This window comes from Streptomyces sp. LaBMicrA B280 (assembly GCF_049222185.1).
Lineage (GTDB): Bacteria > Actinomycetota > Actinomycetes > Streptomycetales > Streptomycetaceae > Streptomyces > Streptomyces murinus.
This window is the reverse complement of record NZ_JBMJCT010000011.1, coordinates 270,239-290,513: the sequence shown is the minus strand read 5'-3', so window position 1 is coordinate 290,513 and position 20,275 is coordinate 270,239. Positions and strand designations below refer to the sequence as shown.

Here is a 20,275-nt window from a genome sequence, read left to right as displayed (position 1 = left end):
CCGCTTGGAGGAACCGTGTTCCGCAGCGAGTACGCAAGCGTCCCGCCCGTCGAACTCCCCGTCCATGACGCCGTGCTGGGCCACGCGGCCGCATTCGGCGAGCGGCCCGCGCTGGTCGACGGCACGGACGGGACCACGCTCACGTACGAGCAGCTGGACCGGTTCCACCGGCGGCTCGCCGCCGCCTTCGCCGAGGCGGGCGTGCGCAAGGGCGATGTCCTCGCCCTGCACAGCCCCAACACCATCGCCTTCCCGGTCGCCTTCTACGCCGCCACCCGCGCGGGCGCCACCGTCACCACGGCCCATCCGCTCGCCACCGCCGAGGAGCTGGCCAAGCAGCTGCGGGACAGCGGGACCCGCTGGCTCGTCACCGTCTCCCCGCTGCTGGCCACCGCCCGCCGCGCCGCCGAACTCGCGGGCGGCTTACGGGAGATCTTCGTGTGCGACAGCGCGCCCGGGCACCGCTCGCTGATCGACCTGCTCGGCACGGCGGCACCCGAACCGGAGTTGCCGTTCGACGTGGCGGAGGACGTCGCGGTGCTGCCGTACTCCTCCGGCACCACCGGCGTGCCCAAGGGGGTGATGCTCACCCACCGCCAGATCGGCACGAACCTCGCCCAGTTGCAGTCGGCCGCACCCACCGGGCCCGGCGAGCGCATCCTCGCCGTCCTGCCGTTCTTCCACATCTACGGCCTGACCGCGCTGATGAACGCGCCCCTGCGCCTCGGCAGCACGGTCGTCGTACTGCCCCGCTTCGACCTGGAGACCTTCCTCGCCGCGATCGAGAAGCACCGCATCACCGGCCTCTACGTCGCCCCGCCGATCGTCCTCGCCCTCGCCAAGCACCCCGCGGTCACCCGCTACGACCTCTCCTGCCTCCAGTACGTCCTGTGCGCCGCCGCCCCGCTGGACGCCGCGCTCGCCCGCGCCTGCGCGCACCGCCTCGGACTGCCCCCGATCGGCCAGGCCTACGGCATGACCGAACTGTCCCCGGGCAGCCATGTCGTCCCGCTCGACCGGCTGCACGACGCGCCCGCCGGGACCGTCGGCAAGCTGATCGCGGGCACCGAGATGCGGATCGTGGACCTGGCCGACCCCGCCCGCGACCTCGGCGCGGGCGAGCGGGGGGAGATCCTGATCCGGGGGCCCCAGGTGATGAAGGGCTACCTCGGCCGGCCCGAGGCCACCGCCGCGCTGATCGACGCGGACGGCTGGCTGCACACCGGCGACGTCGGCCAAGTCGACGGCGACGGCTGGCTGTTCGTGGTGGACCGGGTGAAGGAACTCATCAAGTACAAGGGCTTCCAGGTGGCACCCGCCGAACTGGAGGCCCTGCTGCTCACCCACCCCGGCATCGCCGACGCGGCCGTCGTCGGCGACTACGACGAGGACGGCAACGAGGTGCCGCACGCCTTCGTCGTCCGCCGCTCCGACGGCGGCGAACCCACCGAGAACGACGTGCTCCTCCATGTCGCCGAGCGCGTCGCACCGTACAAACGCGTCCGCAAGGTCACCTTCACCGACAGCGTGCCGCGCGCCGCCTCCGGGAAGATCCTGCGGCGCGAGCTCAGGGAGCGGATATGACCACGATCATCGGACGCTCGCGCACCCGCGGCGTCGAGACCCTCAGCCTGGACGCCACCGGCACCCGCAACGCGCTGTCCGCGCGCCTCGTCGCCGCCCTCGCCGCCGCGCTGGCCGAGTGCGGCGAGGACCCGGACGTACGGGCCGTCGTCCTCACCCACACCGGCACCACCTTCTCGGCCGGCGCGGACCTGCGCGAACCACCGCACCCGGACGCGCTGGTCGCCCTGCTGCGGCAGCTGGTCACACTGCCCAAGCCGGTCCTCGCCCGGGTCACCGGGCATGTCCGCGCGGGCGGCCTCGGCCTGCTCGCCGCCTGCGACCTGGCCTTCTCCGGCCCGGCGGCCACCTTCGCCTTCACCGAGGTGCGCATCGGGGTGGCCCCCGCGGTGATCTCGCTGCCGCTGCTGCCGCGCACCGATCCGCGCGCCCTGGCCCGCCACTACCTCACCGGGGAGCGCTTCGGACCCGGGGAGGCCGTGCGCACCGGGCTGCTCACGGCCGCCGCCGACGATGTGGACGAGGCCCTGGCACCCGCCCTGGAGGGGCTGCGCCGCTCCGCGCCCGAGGCCCTGGCGGAGACGAAACGGCTGCTCACGGCTAGGGTGCTGGAAACATTCGACCGGGACGCGGCGGACCTCACCGCGCTCTCGGCCCGCCTGTTCGCCTCCGACCAGGCCCGGGAGGGGATGACGGCCTTCCTGGAGAAGCGGGATCCGGCATGGGTGGTGTGAGCAGATGAGCACGACGGCGGACCGCGCCCGCGGGCCACGGGCGGACCGCGACCGGCAGCCCAAGCAGGACCGCAGCCGGGCCACCCGGCAGCGCCTCCTGGAGGCCGCCGTCGCCTGTCTCGCCGAACACGGCTGGGCGGGCTCCACGGTCGCCGTCGTCGCCGAGCGCGCCGGGGTCTCCCGGGGCGCGGCCCAGCACCACTTCCCGACCCGCGAGGACCTGTTCACCGCGGCCGTCGAGTACGTCGCCGAGGAACGCTCCAGCGCGCTGCGCGACCTGTTCCCGGACGGCGTGCGGGGCGATCGCCGGGCCGTCGTCACCGCCCTGGTCGACCTCTACACCGGGCCCCTCTTCCGGGCCGCCCTGCAACTGTGGGTGGCCGCCTCCAACGAGGAGCAACTACGCGGCCGGGTCACCGAACTGGAGGCCCGCGTCGGCCGCGAGACCCATCGCATCGCCGTCGACCTGCTGCGCGCCGACGAGTCCCGCCCCGGCGTCCGCGAGACCGTCCAGGGCCTCCTCGACATGGCCCGCGGCCTCGGCCTCGCCAACGTCCTCACCGACGACACGGCCCGCCGCGAACGCGTCGTCGCCCAGTGGGCGGCCCTGGTGGAGGCGTCGCTCGGCTGAGCCGGGGGCCTCGCCGGGTTCCGGCGAAGTGAGATGGGCCACATCCCTATCGCGGCGCGCGCAGTACTCTGGGCGCATGCTTCCGATGCTCGTTCGACGCCGCCACGTGGACTACGTGCGCGTCACGAGCATGGGCTGTCGGCGCCACACCGCCTGATCCAGCCCCCAACTCGCTCTGCGTTCTGCACTCTTCCTTGTTCCGGCACCCGGGGGCCGCGTACCCCTGCGGCCACCCGTGCCCCGTACACCCTGCGGACACACCATGACCTCGCACATCGCGACGACCGCGTCGTACGACCAGCTGCCCGTCATCGACCTCTCCGCCGCCGACCGCGGCCCCCGGAGCCGGGAGCTGCTGCACGCCCGGCTGCACAGCGCAGCGCACGACGTCGGCTTCTTCCAGCTGGTCGGGCACGGCGTGACCAGGGCCGAGACGGACGCGCTGAGCACCGCCATGCGTGCCTTCTTCGAGCTCCCGGAGGCCGACCGGCTGGCGCTGGACAACGTCAACTCCCCGCATTTCCGCGGCTATACGCGCACCGGCGACGAGCGCACCGGCGGCGCCCGCGACTGGCGCGACCAGCTCGACATCGGCGCCGAGCGGCCCGCCCGGGTGCCCGGCCCCGGTGAGCCGCCGTACTGGTGGCTCCAGGGCCCCAACCAGTGGCCGGCCGCCCTGCCCGAACTGCGCACCGCCGCCCTCGCCTGGATCGAGCGGCTCAGCGCGGTCGCCCAGCGCCTGCTGCACGAGCTGCTGACCGCCATCGGCGCCCCCGCCGACTTCTACGACCCGATCTTCGGCGACCGGGCCCACCCGCACCTCAAGCTGGTCCGCTACCCCGGCAGCGCGGGCGACGGCGCGGACCAGGGCGTCGGCGCGCACAAGGACTACGGCTTCCTCACCCTGCTCCTCCAGGACACCGTCGGCGGTCTCCAGGTCCAGCGCGAGGACGGCCGCTTCCACGAGGTGCCGCCGCTGGCGGACGCCTTCGTCGTCAACCTCGGCGAACTCCTGGAGGTCGCCACCGACGGCTACCTCCTCGCCACCAACCACCGCGTGGTCAGCCCGGCCGGAGCGACGGAACGCTTCTCCATCCCGTTCTTCTACAACCCCCGCCTGGACGGCAAGGTCGCCCCCCTCCCCTTCCCGGGCGCCACCCAGGCCCCGGGCATCACCACCGACCCGACCAACCCCCTGTTCGCCGAGTACGGCTACAACGAACTCAAGGGCAAGCTGCGGGCGCATCCGCTGGTGGCGGAGCGGCATCACGCGAGCCTGCTGACCCCGGCCTAGACGACGCCCCGGCGGCGCCGGGCGGAGCCGGTCCCCGGCTCCGCCGCCCCCGCTACCGGGCGATGTCCGCGTACCCCTCGATGTCCTGCGGCCGCCGCGGCCCCGGCCCCACATACCGGGCCGTCGGCCGCACCAGCCGGCCCGTCCGCTTCTGCTCGAGGATGTGCGCCGACCAGCCCGCCGTGCGCGCGCACGTGAACATCGACGTGAACATGTGCGCCGGCACCTCCGCGAAGTCCAGCATGATCGCCGCCCAGAACTCCACGTTCGTCGCCAGCACCCGGTCCGGCCTGCGGCTGTGCAGCTCCTGCAGGGCCGCCTTCTCCAGCGCCTCCGCGATCTCGAACCTCGGCGCCCCCAACTCCCGTGCCGTACGCCGCAGTACCCGCGCCCGGGGGTCCTCGGCCCGGTACACCCGGTGCCCGAACCCCATGAGCCGCTCGCCCCGGTCCAGGGCCCGCTTCACATAGCCCTCCGCGTCCCCGGTGCGCTCGATCTCCTCGATCATCCCGAGCACCCGGGAGGGCGCGCCGCCGTGCAGCGGGCCGGACATCGCGCCGACGGCGCCCGAGAGCGCGGCGGCCACGTCCGCGCCGGTGGAGGCGATGACCCGCGCGGTGAACGTGGACGCGTTCATGCCGTGCTCCGCGGCCGATGTCCAGTACGCGTCGACCGCCGCGACATGCCGGGGGTCCGGCTCCCCGCGCCAGCGGATCATGAACCGCTCCACGACCGACCTGGCCTTGTCGATCTCCCGCTGCGGCACCATCGCCAGGCCCTGCCCGCGCGCGGACTGGGCGACGTACGACAGGGCCATGACCGCGGCCCGCGCCAGGTCCTCGCGCGCCTGGCGCCCGTCGATGTCGAGGAGGGGCTTGAGGCCCCAGACCGGGGCCAGCATGGCGAGCGCGGACTGGACGTCCACGCGGATGTCGCCGGAGTGGACCGGGATGGGGAAGGGCTCGGCGGGCGGCAGCCCCGGGTTGAAGGAGCCGTCGACCAGCAGGCCCCACACATTGCCGAAGGAGACATGGCCGACCAGGTCCTCGATGTCGACGCCCCGGTAGCGCAGGGCACCGCCCTCCTTGTCCGGTTCGGCGATCTCCGTCTCGAACGCTACGACTCCTTCGAGCCCGGGTACGAAGTCGGACATCAGGCGGCTCCTCGTCTGGGCGGGCGGCGCGGCTCTGAACGGGCCTGGAATCAGCACGATAACCCCGTATGCGTCTCTTGGAGAGACTTGACGACACTGGGTGCCAGCAGGCCCATTAGATACGGCAAGATGACCGCGTGACCGACCGCGAACCACTCCTGGATCCCGTCCTCGATCCCGCCGCGATGCGCAAGCAGTACCGGGCCGACGGACTCGCCGAACAGGACCTCGCCACGCACCCCATGGACCAGTTCGCACGCTGGTTCGAGGACGCGGCCCGGGCGGCCCTCCACGGCACGCTCTACGAGCCGAACGCCATGGTCGTCGCCACGGCGGACGCCGAGGGGCGGCCCAGCTCACGCACCGTGCTGATGAAGCAGTTCGACACCGAGGGCTTCGTCTTCTACACGAACTACGACTCCCGCAAGGGCCGGGACCTCACGGCGAACCCGTACGTCTCGCTGCTCTTCCCCTGGCATCCGCTGGCCCGGCAGGTCATCGTCACGGGCGGTGTCCGGCGCACCGGGCGGGACGAGACGGCCGCCTACTTCCGCACCCGGCCGCACGGCTCCCAGCTGGGCGCCTGGGCCAGCGCGCAGTCCGCGGTGATCGGCTCGCGCGCCGAACTGGACGCCGCCTACGCCGAGTTGGCGGAACGTTACCCCGAGGACGAGCGGGTGCCGGTGCCCCCGCACTGGGGCGGCTTCCGCGTCGTACCGGAGAGCGTGGAGTTCTGGCAGGGCCGGGAGAACCGGCTGCACGACCGGCTGCGCTACACCGCCCGCCCGGACGGCACCTGGGCGGTCGAGCGCCTCGGCCCCTGAGGGCCTTCGGAAACGCAGACGACCCGCGAGCTGGGTTCCTCCGGGGAGGAGCCGGCCGGACGTACCGGCAGCTCGCGGGTCGGGTGACTGCTTGGGATTGGGCCGGCTGCACGTATCTCTCACGTGCCGGTCCGGCACCGCACTGAGCGTGGTGACGAGCCGCTAGCCCGCAGCCACCTCACGCGTCCGGTATCCATACATTCGCCGAACCACCTCCCTTCTGTGTGCCTACAGCCTAGGAAGGGGCCGCGGCGGGCTCAACTGTTTTTTCCGGGCGGTCGCCGCCGTCCCCCGATCGCCCGAATGGATGAGCCGGATCGGTGGTAGGACTCCTCGCTGTGAACGATCTTCGAACGGCCCCGGTCGAGGGCGAGGACATGCTGGAGCAGTGGCGGCTCGTGCACAACGCGGTGGTGCCGCCCGCCGCGATGTCACCGGCGCAGGCCCGGGTGCGCAGGGAGCGGTACCTGCTGGCGAACGCGTACGCCGGTGACGTCCTCGTCGGCTGCTCCACCGTGCGCCCGCCGGTGGGCGAGGAGCGGGTGGCGACCGTGATCGCGCGGGTGCTGCCCGAATTCCGGCGCCGGGGGTTCGGGACGGTGATCTACGGGAACGCGCTGGACCGGGCCCGCGCGCTGGGCGCGGGCACCGTGGAGACCTGCGTGCTGGCGGCGAACGGCGACGGACTGCGGTTCGCCCTGCGGCGGGGATTCGAGGAGGTGGAGCGCTACGTGCTGGACGGAGAGCGGGACGAATGGGTCGACCTGCGACTTCTGGTGCCGGGGGGCGGGGATTGATTCCCTCCATCTTGAGGGAACAGGATGTGGGCTGCGTCACGTTCGAGTTGAATGAGGGGCAGTGAGCGGAACGGGCGCCTTACGTGCGCCGACGCAGCGTGCAGGGGGTCCAGGTGAGTGCTTCCCGGCGAAGTGGGGCCACCGATGAGCTGGGGCCCGACGAGCCCGGCGCGTCGGGGGAGAGCGGCGGGTCCGATCTGCTGGCCGCGCTGCTCGACGGCATGGACGCGGCCCTGTGCGCCTTCGACGCGGACGGCGTCGTCACCCACTGGAACCGCGAGGCCGAGCGGATCCTCGGCTGGAGCGCCAAGGACGCGGTCGGGCGGCCCGGCTTCGCCGGCTGGGCCGTGCGCAGCGCCGACGCCGAGCAGGTCCAGACCCGGCTGCTCTCCGCGATGCGGGCGCACGGACGGCAGGTGCACGAATTCGCGCTGCTGACCAAGGACGGCGGCCGGGTCCTCGTGCGCACCCAGTCGGCCGCCGTACGGGGCGCCGACGGCGAGCCCGCGGGCGTCTACTGCGCCTTCAGCGAGGTGCACGCGCAGATCGACCTGGAGCGGTCCATCGCCCTGAGCGAGGCCCTGTTCGAGGACGCCGAGTGGGGTGTCGTCCTGGTCGACGCCGATCTGCGCCCCGCCGTCGTCAACGCGCACGCCTCCCGCGCCCTCGGCGTCGGGCGCGCCTCCGCGCTCGGGCGGCCGCTCGGCGAACTGCTCGCGCAGGGCGTGGAGGAACTGGAGGCCGCGCTCACCCATGTGCTCGCCGAGGGCGCGCCGCCCGCGCCCGCCGAGGTGTGGGTCACCCTGCGGAACCCCGCCGAGGGCGAACAGCGCCGGTGCTGGCGCAACGCCTTCCTGCCGCTCGCCTCCCCGCTCGCCGAGGAGCCCGTGCCGCTCGGCGTCGGCTGGCTCTTCACGGACGTCACCGAGGCCAAGCGGGGCGAGCAGGAGGCCGCGCTGCTGCGCTTCCGCACCAAGCAGTCGCACCGCGCGGCCCGCGCCGCCGCCGAGTGCGAGGACCCGCTGGAGGCGGCCACCGTCCATCTCGACTACGCCCTCGCCGGGTTCGCCGACCACGCCCTGATCGACCGGCTCGCCGACGCGCCGCGCACACCGGACGCGGGCGGCGCGGGCGCGGTACGACTCGTACGGCTCGCCGCCACGCCCGCCGGGGCGCCGGGCCCGAGCGTGCTCACCGGGGCCGCCGGACTGCCCGTGCGCTACGAGCCGGGGCATCCGGCGCTGAGCTGTGTGGAGCGCACCGGGTGCGTGCGCGCGGGGGCCGGCTCGGTGCCGCCCGAGCTGGCCCGGGAGTGGGCGCTGCGCCGGCAGTGGCCCGGTGACGCGGTGCACGCCCTGTGCGCGGTGCTGCGCAGCCGGGGCCGCACGCTCGGCGTCGTGACCTTCCTGCGCGGCGCCGCGCGCACCCCCTTCGAGCGCTCCGACGCGTCGTACGCCGAGGACGTGGCGCTGCGGATAGCGGCGGCGCTGGACCTCGCGGGGGCGACGCGGGAGCGCTGAGGCCCCGCGCGGGTCAGGGGGTCAGCGGCGGTAGAAGATCCGGTCGCCGTACTCGTCCATCACGCGGTTGTTCCAGTCATGGCCGCCGTCCACGTTCCCCGAGCGCAGCAGCGGGGGTTCGATGCCGTGGTCGGCGAGGGTGGCGGCGGTGGTGGCGAGGACGGCCTGCATCAGCGCCGTGGTGACCACGGTGGAGGCGGGGGCGAAGGGGGCCGGGATGGTGTCCAGGGTCAGCTCCGCGTCGCCGACCGCGATCTTCGAGTCGAGGACGAGATCGCAGTGGTCCTTCAGGAACGTGCCGGAGGAGTGCCGGGACGTCGTCTGCGCCGCGTACGCCACCGAGGTCACCCCGATCACCTTGATGCCGAGGGCGCGGGCCCGCTGGGCCATCTCGACGGGCAGCGCGTTGCGCCCCGACAGAGAGATGATCACAAGGGCGTCGCCGGGGCGCAGCGGCGAGGTGTCGAGCACGGCGCTCGCGAGCCCGTCGACACGTTCGAGCGCGGAGCCGAGGGTGGCCGGGGTGACGTCCACGCCCACCACGCCGGGGACGGTGAGCAGGTTCATCAGGGCGAGTCCGCCCGCGCGGTAGACGACGTCCTGGGCGGCGAGCGAGGAGTGCCCGGCACCGAAGGCGAACAGGCGGCCGCCTCTTTCGACGGTGTCGGCGAGCAGGGCACCGGCGGACTCGATCGCCTCCGCCTCTTCCTCCCTGAGCCGTTGCAGGAGGTTGATGGCGGCGTCGAAGAACAGGTCGGCAGGCGTGCCGTCGCTCATGCGGTGCCCCTTCGCAGCGTCTGTGTCGCGGATCACGGTGCGGTCTGGACCAGCGCGGTGTCAATACGGCGTTGCCCATTCCGGTGCCGGGGCCCGCCCCGGCGCCCCGAATCCGCCCCGTTCCCCCCGGTGCCACCCGCTTGTCAGTGGGATCCGGCAGAATTGGGTTGAGGCCAGCGCACGCGCCAGGTGCCGGCAGAGGTAATCGAGGGGCACGTATGTCCGGACTGATCGACACCACGGAGATGTATCTCCGCACCATCCTCGAACTGGAGGAGGAAGGCGTCGTCCCCATGCGCGCCCGGATCGCGGAGCGGCTCGACCAGAGCGGGCCGACGGTGAGCCAGACGGTGGCGCGGATGGAGCGGGACGGCCTGGTCGCCGTCGCCAGCGACCGCCATCTGGAGCTGACCGGCGAGGGCCGCAGGCTCGCCACCCGGGTGATGCGCAAGCACCGCCTCGCCGAATGCCTGCTGGTCGATGTGATCGGCCTGGAGTGGGAGCAGGTGCACGCGGAGGCCTGCCGCTGGGAGCACGTGATGAGCGAGGCCGTCGAGCGCCGCGTCATGGAGCTGCTGCGCCACCCGACCGAGTCGCCGTACGGCAACCCGATCCCCGGCCTCGAGGAGCTGGGCGAGAAGGACGGCGCCGATCCGTTCCTGGACGAGGGCATGGTCTCGCTCGCCGACCTGGACGCGGGCACGGACGGCAAGACCGTCGTCGTACGCCGGATCGGCGAACCCATCCAGATGGACGCGCAGCTGATGTACACCCTGCGCCGGGCCGGTGTGCAGCCCGGTTCCGTGGTGAGCGTGACCGAGTCGGCGGGCGGGGTGCTGGTCGGCAGCGGTGGCGAGGCGGCCGAGCTGGAGGCCGACATCGCCTCCCACGTGTTCGTCGCCAAGCGCTGAGCCGAGCGCTGGGCCGAGCACTGGGCCGAGCGTTGGGCCAAGGACTGAGCCGCACCGGGCCCCCCGGACGGCAGAGGGCCCCGGCGCCTTTCGGCGCCGGGGCCTGTCCTCCCCTGCGCTGACCCGGAGCCCCGAGCTCCCAGGGTCAGTCCCCTTCGGACCGTTTTTCCCCGAGCGGTCCGCCTCCCGCCAGAAAGATCCCCGCCGCGACGGCGATCATTCCTGACGCGGTGTCACTCGAATGAGCGGTGTTGTCCGCAGGGGCAGTATTTTCGAACACTCGTTCGCGAAAAGGGCGCGTCCGGAGTGGCGCGTCCGGATGGGCCGTGCGCTCACGCGTACTTCCGCAGCTCCGGCCAGATCTCCCCCCACGCCCGCCGCGGCCCGTCGCACACATACACATGCCCGCCCCGCTCGATGTTCGGCACGCCCCCGGGCTCGGACAGCGTCGCCACCTCGCGGACGTCCCGGAAGTACCGGCGCAGCTCGGCCTCGTACCCCGGGACGTACCGGGGGTTGGGCGCGATCGCCACCACCGTCGTGGCCCGCGCGTCGCCGGGGCCCCACCACCAGTCGGTGTTCTGCGCGCCCACGGCCGTCGGCAGCCCGGTGCCGCGCCCCAGCTCGTTGACGGCGCCCGCCTCCCCGTAGTCCGCCGCGAAGATCACCGCGTGCGCGCGCCGCCCGGCCGGCAGCCCGGTCCACACCTGCCGCACGGTCCCCACCAGCCGGGGCCAGCCCTGGGTCTCCCCGGAGATCGGGCTGATGCCGTACGTCCAGGCCACCTCGGACGGCGGCAGCACCGGCAGCACGATCACGGCGGCCACCGCGGTCGAGACGGCGGTGCCGAGCACCAGGCCGCGCAGCCGCTCCCGGTCGGCGTACAGCGTCCCGTCGACCGCCACCGCGCCGGCCGCGAGCAGGCACACGTACAGCCCGGCCAGGTAGTACACCTGCGCCCCGGTCGTCACCGCGAACAGCGCGAACAGCACGCCGTACGCGATCGCCAGGCACCGCCACAGCGGCCGCCCGGACCGCCACAGGAACCGCAGCCCGGCCACCCACACCACGATCATCGCCAGACAGGACATGCCGAGCTGGCCCACGATCCAGGTGACGATGTTCCCCGGCCCGCCGTGCTCGGCGTTCAGCGCCCGCGTCATCTCGAACATGGCCCAGCCGTGCCGCGCCTGCCACCACAGGTCGGGCAGCACCAGGAGGACGGCGATCAGCGCGCCCCACAGCAGCCGTCGGTCGGCCGCGGTCCGCCGGGCCGGGCCGAGCAGCACCGCGGCCAGCAGGACCGCCCCGAAGATCGCCGCGAGGTGGTTGAACTCCGCGCCGACCCCGACCAGCGCCCCCGCCCCGAGCCACCACCGGGTGTCGCCGGTGCGGCCGATCCGCACCACCACCAGCGCGATCGCCGCCCACGCCAGCGTCTCGTACGACGTGGTGTTGGCGATGTGCGCGCTGCCCAGCAGCACCGGCATGGTGGCCGTCGCGACCGCCGCGAGCAGCTGCGGGCGCCGCGCGCCGCCGAACTCCCGCGCGGTCAGGGCGCCCACCACCACCGTGCCCGCCGCGGCCAGCGCGGGGAACAGCCGCAGGCCCGTCGCCGAGACCCCGAACAGCTCCAGCGAGACCCTGGCCAGCAGCGGCGCCAGCACCGGCTGGTCCACATAGCCCGCCTGGAGATGCCGGGCGCAGTCCAGGAAGTACAGCTCGTCGCGGTGGAGGCCGTAGCGCGCGGAGAACGCCATCAGCAGCGCGAACACCGCCGCCGCGACGGCGTACACCCGCCGGTCCAGCGGCGCGGGCCGCCCCTCGGCGATCACCCCCTCGTCGCCCTCGTCGCCCTCGTCGTCCGCAGGTCTGGTGACCGTCGCGTCCGTCATCCCCGACACCCCCGTCCCGGATCCCGGCCATGCCGTCCGCGCGGCTCCGGGCCGCAGGTACCTTACGCACCCGGGCCGCGCGGGGCGAGACCGCGCGCCGGTCCCCACTGCCGGGCCAGCGCCAGCACGCTCAGCCCGAACATCAGGACGCCCAGCGGGACATGGACGGACGGGACGTGCGCGATGCCGAGCACGACCTGCGCCGAGGCGAGGACGAGGAAGCCGGTCGCGTGCCAGATGGGCCGGGGCGAGCCACCGCCCGGCTTCCACGCCAGCACCGCCGCGAGCACGTACAGCATCGCCGCGCCGTACATCACCCGGGCGCCGATGCCGTGCACCGCATGCCCGTACGACACCGTCAGCAGCAGCCCGGCGGAGACCGCCTGGCAGAAGATGGTCAGGGTCTGCAGGGCGATCGCGAACCTCAGAAACGAGTAAGTCCGCTGTGCCGTCGGCTGGTTGGCCATGTCACGCTCCCCTTGTCCGCCCGTGGGCAGTGGATCGGTGGATCGATAAGGTCCGATCAGCCCGACGACGCGGGCCCGTGAAAGGTAAGGCGAGGAGGCGGTCGGGGGATGGGCGCGACGGGGGCGGACACCGAGGGGGCGGCGGCCGGTGAGCGGCGCCAACTGCTCAACATGGCCTACCGGTTGCTCGGCTCGCTGGCCGAGGCCGAGGACGCCGTGCAGGAGGCGTACGCGCGTTGGTACGCGCTGCCGGGCGACCGGCGCGCCGGGATCGTGAACCCGGGCGCCTGGCTGACGACGGTGACCGGCCGCGTCTGCCTGGACGTGCTCGGCTCGGCGCGGGCCCGCCGCGAACGCTATGTCGGCGCCTGGCTGCCCGACCCCCTGCCGGGCCGCGACGGGAGCGGTCCGCCGGGCGGCACCGACCCCGCCGACCAGATCGTCCTGGACGAGTCGGTGACCATGGCCTTCCTCGTCATCCTGGAGTCGATGACGCCCGCCGAGCGGGTGGCGTTCGTCCTGCACGACGTCTTCCGGTACCCCTTCGCCCGGATCGCCGAGGTCCTCGGCCGCACCCCCGGCGCCTGCAAGCAACTGGCGGCCTCCGCCCGGCGCCGGGTGGACGCCGCCCGGCCCCCGGAGCCGACGGCCGGGCTCGCCGAGGCGGTACGGCACGTCAAGGAGGCATGGGAGGCCAAGAACGTCTCGGCCCTCGTCGGCCTCCTCGACCCGGCCGCCGTGCTGACCGCCGACGGCGGTGGCCTGGCCGGAGCCGCGCTGCGCCCGGTCGAGGGCGGCGCGCGCATCGCCCAGTACATGGTCGCGATCGCCGACCGGGCCCCCGGCCTCGAACTCCTGGAACGGCCGGTCAACGGCACCCCGGGCCTGGTGGCCCGGCGCGCCGGGGTCGTGCTGACCGTCGCCTCGTTCGAGATCACCGGCGGCCGGGTGTCCCGGATCTGGGTCGTCCGCAATCCGGAGAAGCTCGGGCCCTGGGCGCGGGACGAGCGGCCGTGACGCGGGCCGCGGCACTCACCCCTTGCTGACCGCCGCCAGGATCTCCGGCAGCCGCCCCGCCGCCCGCGGGGCCGCCAGGCGCAGCCCCAGCAGCGCGATCCCGGCGCCGTACACCGCCCCGACGGGCAGCAGCGGCCAGGTGGACCAGGCGCCGTCCGCGCCATGGGTCAGCCACACGGTGAGCGCGATGTAAGGGGCGCACAGGACGGCGGCGGTGAGCATCCCGCCGAAGATGCCGATCCAGGCGAGGCCCGCCTGCCCGGGGACGACGCTCTTGAGGCCCTCCTGCGGGATGGAGTACGGATACCGCGCCGACGCCCACGCCCCGGCCGCCAGCATCGCCCCGAGCAGCGCCAGGGACATCCCCAGCACCCGCGGCAGCATCGGCCAGGCGCCCAGCAGGGCGACGTTCAGCACGGTGACGAGCGCGGCGTAGGGGAGGGTGATCAGCAGCAGCGCGAGGGCCCGGCCGCGCAGTTCCTCGTACGCGTCCCGGGGCGAGGAGACGGTCAGGGCCACCATCCAGAAGGCGGAGGTGTCCTGCCCGAACTGGTTGTACATCTGGAGGCCGAGCATCCCGGCGGCGAAGCACGCGAAGTAGACCGAACCGGTGTGCTGGAGCGCGTAGAACACCGGGATGAGCAGCCCGACCGCCAGCGAGGTCACCCAGCCGGCCTTGGTCTTCGGATCCCGCCACACATAGCGCAGGGTGCGCTCCATGACCGCGCCGGTGCGCCCGGCGGGCAGCAGCCGGGTGAGCCCGCCCGTGCCCCGGCGCTCCGCGCGCCCGCCGTCGGCGGCCTGGAGCGTGGACCCGTCCGGCGTGGTCATCAGCTTGGTCATGCTCCGCGCCCAGCCGACGACCAGCGCCACCAACGCGGCGGCGGTGAGCGCCAGTTGGGCGAGCGCGCTGCCGTACGACCCCTCGCTCGCCGAGCGCACCGCCGCCACCGCCGACGCGGGCGGGACCCAGGACAGCACGTCCGCGACCGGCCGCAGCTGCCCGAGACCGCCCGAACCGAGGCGCCGCGCCCCGAAGTTGACCAACTGGCCGCCGATCGCGATCACCAGCCCGCTGAGCACGGCCAGATCCCGGCCCCTGCGGCTGGTGAGCAGCCGCACGTTGGCGGCGGCCACGGCCCGCGCCAGCGCCACGCACACCAGCAGCGCGAGCACCAGCGCGACGACCGCGGTGAGCCGGCCCACCGCGCCCCGCGCCGGTACCAGCACACAGCCGAGCAGCAACAGCAGGGTGACCAGCGGGCCGACGCCGACCAGGGAGGACACCAGCAGCGCGCGCATCAGCGGGAGCGGCCGCAGCGGCAGCATCACCAGCCGGGTCGGGTCCAGCGTCTCGTCGCCGGTCGGGAAGAACAGCGGCAGGAAGGCCCAGCCCAGCGCCAGTACGGCCGTGGCGGTCACGGAGACCACCTCGCCGTGCGGCTGCCGGCTGAGCAGGACCATGCCCGGCAGCTGGGCGAGCGCGAACAGCAGCGCGAAGGAGCTGGAGACGATGAACGCGTCCCGCCGCCCCCGCGACTGCCGCAGCCCGCCCCGCAGCAGCGACAGCTTCAGGCGTACGACGGTGCCGGTGAGGTTCGTCATCGGGGCGCCCCGCCGCCCAGCCAGTCCAGATCGGACCCGGCCTGCCGCCCGTTCGCCCCGACCAGCTCCAGGAACGCGTCCTGGAGCGTGGGATGTGCGCCGCGCACCTCGGCGAGCGGCCCGGCGGCGCGGATCCGGCCGGCCGCCAGCACCGCGACCCAGTCGCACAGCGACTCGACCAGCTCCATGACATGGGAGGAGAAGACGACCGTGGCGCCGGAGGCCGTGTACCGCTCCAGGACGCCCCGGATGGTCTGCGCGGACACCGGGTCCACGCCCTCGAACGGCTCGTCCAGGAACAGCACTTCCGGGTTGTGCAGCAGGGCCGCGGCGAGACCGATCTTCTTGCGCATGCCGGTCGAGTAGTCGACGACCAGCTTGTGCTGGGAACCGGCCAGGTCGAGCACGTCCAGCAGCTGGGTGGCCCGCTTGTCCACCTCGGCGCCCGGCAGCCCGCGCAACCGCCCGGTGTAGCCCAGGAGTTCGCGCCCCGACAGCCGCTCGAACAGCCGCAGCCCCTCGGGCAGCACCCCGATCCGCGCCTTCACGGCCACCGGGTCCCGCCAGACGTCGTGCCCGACGACCTCCACGGTGCCCTCGTCCGGCCGCAGCAGCCCGGTCACCATGGACAACGTGGTCGTCTTCCCGGCGCCGTTCGGGCCCACCAGCCCGATGAACTTCCCCGCGGGCAGCTCCAGATCGATCCCCCCGACAGCCACCTGCTGCCCGAACCGCTTCCAGAGCCCCCGTATACATACCGCGGCATTGGTCATGCGATGAAGCCTACGGCGGCCCGTTCGGCGCCGACCCGCTACCGATCCCTGCCGCACGCATACGCGAGGGTCGAGATCAGCTCCTCCACATCCGGCAGCCAGCGGTTCGCCGGTGTCGGCCGCCGAGCCCACTGCACCGCCCCCCGCCCCCCGAACCGCGTGGGCGGCGCCGCCACGTATGCGCCCTCGCCCAGCGCCACCAGATCGAGCGACGCGGGCACCCACCCCGACGTCCGCACCAGCTCCGGCACCTTCACCGCACCGCCCGGCAGCACGAAGAACTGCATCCGCCGGTCGGGAGAGAGCGCGACCGGCCCGAGCGTCAGCGACATCCGCTCCAGGCGGGCCAGCGCCAGGAACCCCGCGGTCTCCGGGACGGACAGCGCGTCGAACGTGCGCCCCGTCGGCAACAGCACCGCCGCCGTGGGCTGTTTCTGCCACAGCCGCCGTACCACCGTCGCGCTCCCCGTCGCCTGGGTCGACCAGTCGGGGCGCGCGGGGTGCGCACCCGGCGCAGGGCAGGACGCCTCGCCGCACGAGCAGCGCGGCACACCGCGGACGGCTTCCAGCCAGGTCCCCGGGAACACGTCCCAGTGCCGTTCCTCGGCGTAGCGCACGGCGGTCTCCTGCGGCGAATCCCCGCGCTGCTGCGGAATCTGCCCGGCAATCTGACTGTCTTCGGCGGCCGCGATCGTCTCTTCCACGCCCCACTCAACTCCCGCACCCACCTGGAGTTACGGCCGTTGCCCCGCCGGGGGAGGAGCATCGCCTGCCCGTCCGGGGCGCATGGGTGCACCGGTGGGGGCGCGCGGTAGGAGGCGGGGCGTGAGTTGGGTAGCCAGGAGTGGGGTTGGCATCAGCCGGTACCCGGCAAACCGCACATGTCACGCATTGACGGTATGTCAGCTGGGCAGTGATCTTTCCGAAAGGTCACGCTCCAGGGGTTCGCAGGGGGTAGCACATGGCCGCAAGGCCTCTCGTCGCGAGGCAGCCGAACGAAAGGCTGCAGGCACTCATCCAGGAAGCGGGGTGCTCCAACGCCGGACTTGCCCGGCGGGTCAACATGTGCGGCGCCGAGCACGGCCTCGATCTGCGCTATGACAAGACGTCCGTGGCCCGCTGGCTGCGCGGCCAGCAGCCCCGGGGCCGGGCGCCCGCCATCATCGCCGAGGCCCTCGGCCGCAAGCTGGGGCGCACGGTCACGATCGACGAGATCGGCATGGCCAACGGCAAGAACCTCGCCTCCGGGGTCGGCCTCCAGTTCTCGCCGACGGTGCTGGGCGCCATCGAGCAGGTCTGCGAGCTGTGGCGCAGCGACGTGGGGCGCCGGGACTTCCTCTCCGGCTCCTCGGTGGCCGCGTCCGCGCTGGTCGAGCCCAGCCGCGACTGGCTGATCTCCGCGCCCGACGCCCAGGTGGCCCGGCAGGCGGGCCCGCGCGTGGGCCAGTCCGACGTGGCGGCCGTGCGGTCCATGACCCAGGCCCTCACCGACCTGGACCACCAGTTCGGCAGCGGCCATGTGCGCCCGGTCCTGGTGCACTACCTCAACAGCGTCGTCTCCGGACTGCTCGCGGGCTCGTACCGCGAGTCGACCGGACGCGAACTCTTCGCCGCCGTCGCCCGGTTGACCGAGCTCGCCGGTTACATGGCCGTGGACACCGGCCAACCCGGCCTGGCCCAGCGGTACTACATCCAGTCGCTGCGCCTCGCCCAGGCCGCCGGGGACCGCGGCTACGGCGGGTATGTCCTGGCCGCGTCCATGAGCCATCTCGCCGCCCAGCTCGGAAACCCGCGCGAGATCGCCCAGTTGGCGCGCGCCGCGCAGGAGGGCGCACGCGGGCATGCGACCCCCCGGGTGGAGGCGATGTTCCACGCGGCCGAGGCGCGCGGGCACGCGCTGCTCGGGGACGGGCGCGCGGCGGGCGCCGCGAACGCGAGCGCGGTCTCCGCGATGGAGAAGTGCGACGGCGAATCCGGGGACGAACCGGTGTGCGCTGCTCGGGGACGGGCGCGCGGCGGGCGCCGCGACCGCGCGCGCGGTCTCCGCGATGGAGCAGTGCGACGGCGACTCCGGGGACGACCCGGTGTGGATCCGGCACTTCGACGGGGCCTATCTGGCCGACGAGTTGGCGCACTGCCACCGGGATCTCGGCCAGCCCGAGCAGTCCGCGCGCTACGCCGAGCAGTCCCTCGCCGGACACCCCGAGTCCCGGGCCCGCCGCCGCGCGATCGGCTATGTGCTGCTCGCCACCGCCCAGGTGCAGCAGCGCGAGGTCGAACAGGCCTGCGCCACCGGCATGAAGGCGGTGGAACTGCTGGAGACGCTGCGCTCGAACCGGGGCGCGGAGTATCTGGACGACCTCCAGCAGCGCCTCGAACCCTTCAAGGACGAGGCGGTCGTAAGGGAATTCGGGGCCCGGCTGGATCTCCAGCAGGCCGCGTGAACACCGGCCCCGCGCATACGTGAACGTGTGGCGAACACCACCCCGGAGCGCACCGGGTGCCATATACAGCGTCGCGCGGGGCCGTTCCGTTACTGCCGTCACAGGTGGGCGGGCCGCGGACCGAGGTGCGTGGCAAGGGGCTCCGGGGACCCGGTAGCGTGGCCCGACGATTCACAAGGTCCCCCATTGGTAGGAGTCCCGGTGACGCAGAGTGGACAGGGCGAGGAGCTTCCGGCGCAGCCCGCGCGCGAAGGCATCGTGCTGCCCTCCGACGGAGGAGAGCCCCTGCTGCCGGGCATGAACGCCACGCCCGCCGGCGGGCAGGCCTGGGGCGGATCCTGGGGGCCCGAGCAGCAGACGCCCCAGCCCGGAGCGCAGGGCCAGGGCTGGCCCCCGGCGGCCGCCCAGCAGTGGGGCGACCACGGCGCCCAGGGCGCCCAGCCGCCGACCGGCGCGGGTCCTCCGCCCCCCAACAGAGCAACCCCCCCCCCCCCCCGAAAACCCCCCCCCCCCCCCCCCCCCCCCCCCCCCCCCCCCCCCCCCCCCCCCCCCACCGCGGGCCCGCTGCCCCCGGAGGGCGCACCGGCCCCCTCGTACGGAGGACAGCAGCAGGCGTCGTACGGCGGCCACGGCGGTCAGCAGCCGGGCTACGGGGCGCAGGACCCGTACCAGCAGCAGGGCCACCAGCAGCCCCAGCACCACGCGCAGCAGCAGCCACAGCACCAGCAGCCGCAGTACCCGGCCCCCGGCCACCCGGCCCCGCTGCCCCCGGCCGCGGACCACGCCACCCACTATCTGCCGCCGGTCTCCGCCGCCCCCGCCGACGAGGGCGCCACGCAGTACATACCGCCGGTGACCGCCGGGGCGCTGCCGCCCGAGTCGCCCGGCGAGGAGACCCGCTACCTCGGGGGCAATCAGCAGACCCCGCCCGCGTCGTCCGACGCCGACGCCACCCAGTACATCCCGCCGTACCAGGCCCAGGCCCAGGCCCAGGGCCAGAACCCGGCGCAGGGGCAGGGCGGGGACCGCCAGCCGCCCGCCGAGTTCGACAACCTCTTCCGCGGCGGCCCGGCCGCTGACGCCCCGGCCGGCTCCACCCAGCAGCTCCCGCGCCTTGATCAGCCGGACGCCTACCAGCCCGCGTACGACGGCCCCCCCTCGCCGTACACCCGCCAGGACGACGGGCAGGACGAGCGGCCCCGGCGCCGCCCGTCGAAGGTGCCCCTGATCGCGGCCGTCGGCGTCGGCATCGTCGTGGTCGGTGTGGGCGCGGGCGCGCTGCTCAGCAAGGGCGGCGGCTCCTCGGACAGCACGGACGACAACAAGACGGTGGCCGCCACCTCCGCGGCCCCGCAGAACTCCGCGCCCGCCGCCGACCCGGCGCGCGCCCAGGCGGTCGAGCTGGACAAGCTGCTCGCCGACAGCGGCAGCAGCCGTGCCACGGTGATCAAGTCGGTGGCCGACGTCAAGCAGTGCGCGAGCCTGGACGGCGCCGCCACCAATCTGCGCGGCGCGGCCGGCCAGCGCGGCCAGCTGGTCACCCGGCTCGGCAAGCTCAGCGTGGACAAGCTGCCGGACAACGCCGCCCTGACGGCCGCCCTGACCAAGGCGTGGCAGGCCTCGGCCGCGGCCGACAACCACTACGCGGCCTGGGCCGACCAGGTCAAGGGCGGCGGCAAGAAGACCTGCCACAAGGGGCACGCGAAGACCACGAACGAGGCGCAGGCCGGCAACCGCGAGAGCGGCACCGCGAGCCAGCAGAAGGCCAAGGCGGCGGCGCTGTGGAACGCCATCGCCGTGAAGTACGGCCTGACCCAGCGCCAGCCCACCCAGCTCTGAGCCGTACCGG

The 20,275-nt window shown here is 73.9% G+C and carries 17 protein-coding genes and 1 pseudogene; 11 read left to right on the top strand and 7 right to left on the bottom strand.

Annotated elements, in window-relative coordinates:
• Positions 1 to 15: 15 nt before the first annotated feature.
• The 4 genes from ACLF5H_RS11570 to ACLF5H_RS11555 all read left to right on the top strand — a co-directional run bounded on the left by ACLF5H_RS11570 (position 16) and on the right by ACLF5H_RS11555 (position 4,243).
• Positions 16 to 1,584 (top strand): 4-coumarate--CoA ligase family protein, encoded by a 1,569-nt coding sequence (locus ACLF5H_RS11570; protein WP_421675969.1) that lies wholly within the window; start codon positions 16 to 18, stop codon positions 1,582 to 1,584.
• Positions 1,581 to 2,318 (top strand): enoyl-CoA hydratase family protein, encoded by a 738-nt coding sequence (locus ACLF5H_RS11565; RefSeq protein ID WP_421675968.1) that lies wholly within the window; start codon positions 1,581 to 1,583, stop codon positions 2,316 to 2,318. The genes ACLF5H_RS11570 and ACLF5H_RS11565 overlap by 4 nt, the downstream gene beginning before the upstream one ends.
• 4 nt (positions 2,319 to 2,322) lie before the next feature.
• The gene (locus ACLF5H_RS11560) at positions 2,323 to 2,949 is read left to right on the top strand and encodes a TetR/AcrR family transcriptional regulator (RefSeq protein WP_128790564.1); all 627 of its coding nucleotides are present in this window, start codon (positions 2,323 to 2,325) and stop codon (positions 2,947 to 2,949) included.
• A gap of 262 nt (positions 2,950 to 3,211) precedes the next feature.
• Positions 3,212 to 4,243, top strand: a complete 1,032-nt coding sequence (locus ACLF5H_RS11555) for an isopenicillin N synthase family dioxygenase (protein WP_421675967.1) — start codon at positions 3,212 to 3,214, stop codon at positions 4,241 to 4,243.
• Between the two features lie 52 nt (positions 4,244 to 4,295).
• Here ACLF5H_RS11555 and ACLF5H_RS11550 read toward each other — a convergent pair whose 3' ends face one another.
• Positions 4,296 to 5,396: a citrate synthase 2 gene (locus ACLF5H_RS11550; protein WP_421675966.1), complete on the bottom strand. Its 1,101-nt coding sequence runs from the start codon at positions 5,394 to 5,396 to the stop codon at positions 4,296 to 4,298.
• 137 nt (positions 5,397 to 5,533) lie between these two features.
• Here ACLF5H_RS11550 and pdxH point away from each other — a divergent pair, with 137 nt between their 5' ends.
• The 3 genes from pdxH to ACLF5H_RS11535 all read left to right on the top strand — a co-directional run bounded on the left by pdxH (position 5,534) and on the right by ACLF5H_RS11535 (position 8,537).
• Positions 5,534 to 6,220 (top strand): pyridoxamine 5'-phosphate oxidase, encoded by a 687-nt coding sequence (pdxH, locus tag ACLF5H_RS11545; RefSeq protein ID WP_421675965.1) that lies wholly within the window; start codon positions 5,534 to 5,536, stop codon positions 6,218 to 6,220.
• Positions 6,221 to 6,558: 338 nt separating this feature from the next.
• Complete coding sequence (locus ACLF5H_RS11540; RefSeq protein ID WP_421675964.1) at positions 6,559 to 7,017, top strand: GNAT family N-acetyltransferase; 459 nt, start codon at positions 6,559 to 6,561, stop codon at positions 7,015 to 7,017.
• Between the two features lie 113 nt (positions 7,018 to 7,130).
• On the top strand, positions 7,131 to 8,537 hold the full coding sequence (locus tag ACLF5H_RS11535; protein WP_421675963.1) for a PAS domain-containing protein: 1,407 nt from the start codon (positions 7,131 to 7,133) through the stop codon (positions 8,535 to 8,537).
• Between the two features lie 21 nt (positions 8,538 to 8,558).
• On the opposite strand, the gene ACLF5H_RS11530 is transcribed toward ACLF5H_RS11535, so the two are convergent.
• Complete coding sequence (locus ACLF5H_RS11530; protein ID WP_421675962.1) at positions 8,559 to 9,314, bottom strand: SIS domain-containing protein; 756 nt, start codon at positions 9,312 to 9,314, stop codon at positions 8,559 to 8,561.
• A gap of 218 nt (positions 9,315 to 9,532) precedes the next feature.
• Here ACLF5H_RS11530 and ACLF5H_RS11525 point away from each other — a divergent pair, with 218 nt between their 5' ends.
• A complete protein-coding gene (locus tag ACLF5H_RS11525; RefSeq protein WP_037662230.1) occupies positions 9,533 to 10,225 on the top strand; it encodes a metal-dependent transcriptional regulator in 693 nt (230 codons plus the stop codon).
• Positions 10,226 to 10,557: 332 nt separating this feature from the next.
• Here the strand turns inward: ACLF5H_RS11525 and ACLF5H_RS11520 are convergent, their stop codons facing one another.
• Both ACLF5H_RS11520 and ACLF5H_RS11515 read right to left on the bottom strand, forming a co-directional pair.
• On the bottom strand, positions 10,558 to 12,120 hold the full coding sequence (locus ACLF5H_RS11520) for an ArnT family glycosyltransferase (protein WP_421675961.1): 1,563 nt from the start codon (positions 12,118 to 12,120) through the stop codon (positions 10,558 to 10,560).
• A gap of 62 nt (positions 12,121 to 12,182) precedes the next feature.
• Positions 12,183 to 12,587: a hypothetical protein gene (locus ACLF5H_RS11515; RefSeq protein ID WP_421675960.1), complete on the bottom strand. Its 405-nt coding sequence runs from the start codon at positions 12,585 to 12,587 to the stop codon at positions 12,183 to 12,185.
• Positions 12,588 to 12,695: 108 nt separating this feature from the next.
• On the opposite strand from ACLF5H_RS11515, the gene sigJ reads away from it, so the two are divergent.
• Entirely contained in the window at positions 12,696 to 13,604 is a 909-nt protein-coding gene (sigJ, locus tag ACLF5H_RS11510) for an RNA polymerase sigma factor SigJ (protein WP_421675959.1), read from the top strand.
• Positions 13,605 to 13,619: 15 nt separating this feature from the next.
• Here sigJ and ACLF5H_RS11505 read toward each other — a convergent pair whose 3' ends face one another.
• Genes ACLF5H_RS11505 through ACLF5H_RS11495 form a run of 3 tightly spaced genes read right to left on the bottom strand, consistent with a single transcriptional unit; the run spans position 13,620 to position 16,686 of the window.
• Entirely contained in the window at positions 13,620 to 15,209 is a 1,590-nt protein-coding gene (locus tag ACLF5H_RS11505; RefSeq protein WP_421675958.1) for a transporter, read from the bottom strand.
• A complete protein-coding gene (locus tag ACLF5H_RS11500; RefSeq protein ID WP_421675957.1) occupies positions 15,206 to 15,982 on the bottom strand; it encodes an ABC transporter ATP-binding protein in 777 nt (258 codons plus the stop codon). The genes ACLF5H_RS11505 and ACLF5H_RS11500 overlap by 4 nt, the downstream gene beginning before the upstream one ends.
• Before the next feature lie 38 nt (positions 15,983 to 16,020).
• A complete protein-coding gene (locus tag ACLF5H_RS11495) occupies positions 16,021 to 16,686 on the bottom strand; it encodes a bifunctional DNA primase/polymerase (protein ID WP_421675956.1) in 666 nt (221 codons plus the stop codon).
• 257 nt (positions 16,687 to 16,943) lie between these two features.
• Here ACLF5H_RS11495 and ACLF5H_RS11490 point away from each other — a divergent pair.
• Positions 16,944 to 18,426, top strand: a pseudogene (locus tag ACLF5H_RS11490) (transcriptional regulator).
• Between the two features lie 852 nt (positions 18,427 to 19,278).
• Positions 19,279 to 20,265, top strand: a complete 987-nt coding sequence (locus ACLF5H_RS11485; protein WP_421675955.1) for a hypothetical protein — start codon at positions 19,279 to 19,281, stop codon at positions 20,263 to 20,265.
• Positions 20,266 to 20,275 lie beyond the last annotated feature (10 nt).

Coding starts and splice junctions, on each gene's coding strand:
- sigJ (WP_421675959.1), top strand. CDS start 12,696: ATGGGCGCGACGGGGGCGGACACCGAGGGGGCGGCGGCCGGTGAGCGG.
- ACLF5H_RS11505 (WP_421675958.1), bottom strand. CDS start 15,209: ATGACGAACCTCACCGGCACCGTCGTACGCCTGAAGCTGTCGCTGCTG.
- ACLF5H_RS11515 (WP_421675960.1), bottom strand. CDS start 12,587: ATGGCCAACCAGCCGACGGCACAGCGGACTTACTCGTTTCTGAGGTTC.
- ACLF5H_RS11555 (WP_421675967.1), top strand. CDS start 3,212: ATGACCTCGCACATCGCGACGACCGCGTCGTACGACCAGCTGCCCGTC.
- ACLF5H_RS11565 (WP_421675968.1), top strand. CDS start 1,581: ATGACCACGATCATCGGACGCTCGCGCACCCGCGGCGTCGAGACCCTC.
- ACLF5H_RS11550 (WP_421675966.1), bottom strand. CDS start 5,396: ATGTCCGACTTCGTACCCGGGCTCGAAGGAGTCGTAGCGTTCGAGACG.
- ACLF5H_RS11530 (WP_421675962.1), bottom strand. CDS start 9,314: ATGAGCGACGGCACGCCTGCCGACCTGTTCTTCGACGCCGCCATCAAC.
- ACLF5H_RS11560 (WP_128790564.1), top strand. CDS start 2,323: ATGAGCACGACGGCGGACCGCGCCCGCGGGCCACGGGCGGACCGCGAC.
- ACLF5H_RS11500 (WP_421675957.1), bottom strand. CDS start 15,982: ATGACCAATGCCGCGGTATGTATACGGGGGCTCTGGAAGCGGTTCGGG.
- ACLF5H_RS11525 (WP_037662230.1), top strand. CDS start 9,533: ATGTCCGGACTGATCGACACCACGGAGATGTATCTCCGCACCATCCTC.
- ACLF5H_RS11520 (WP_421675961.1), bottom strand. CDS start 12,120: ATGACGGACGCGACGGTCACCAGACCTGCGGACGACGAGGGCGACGAG.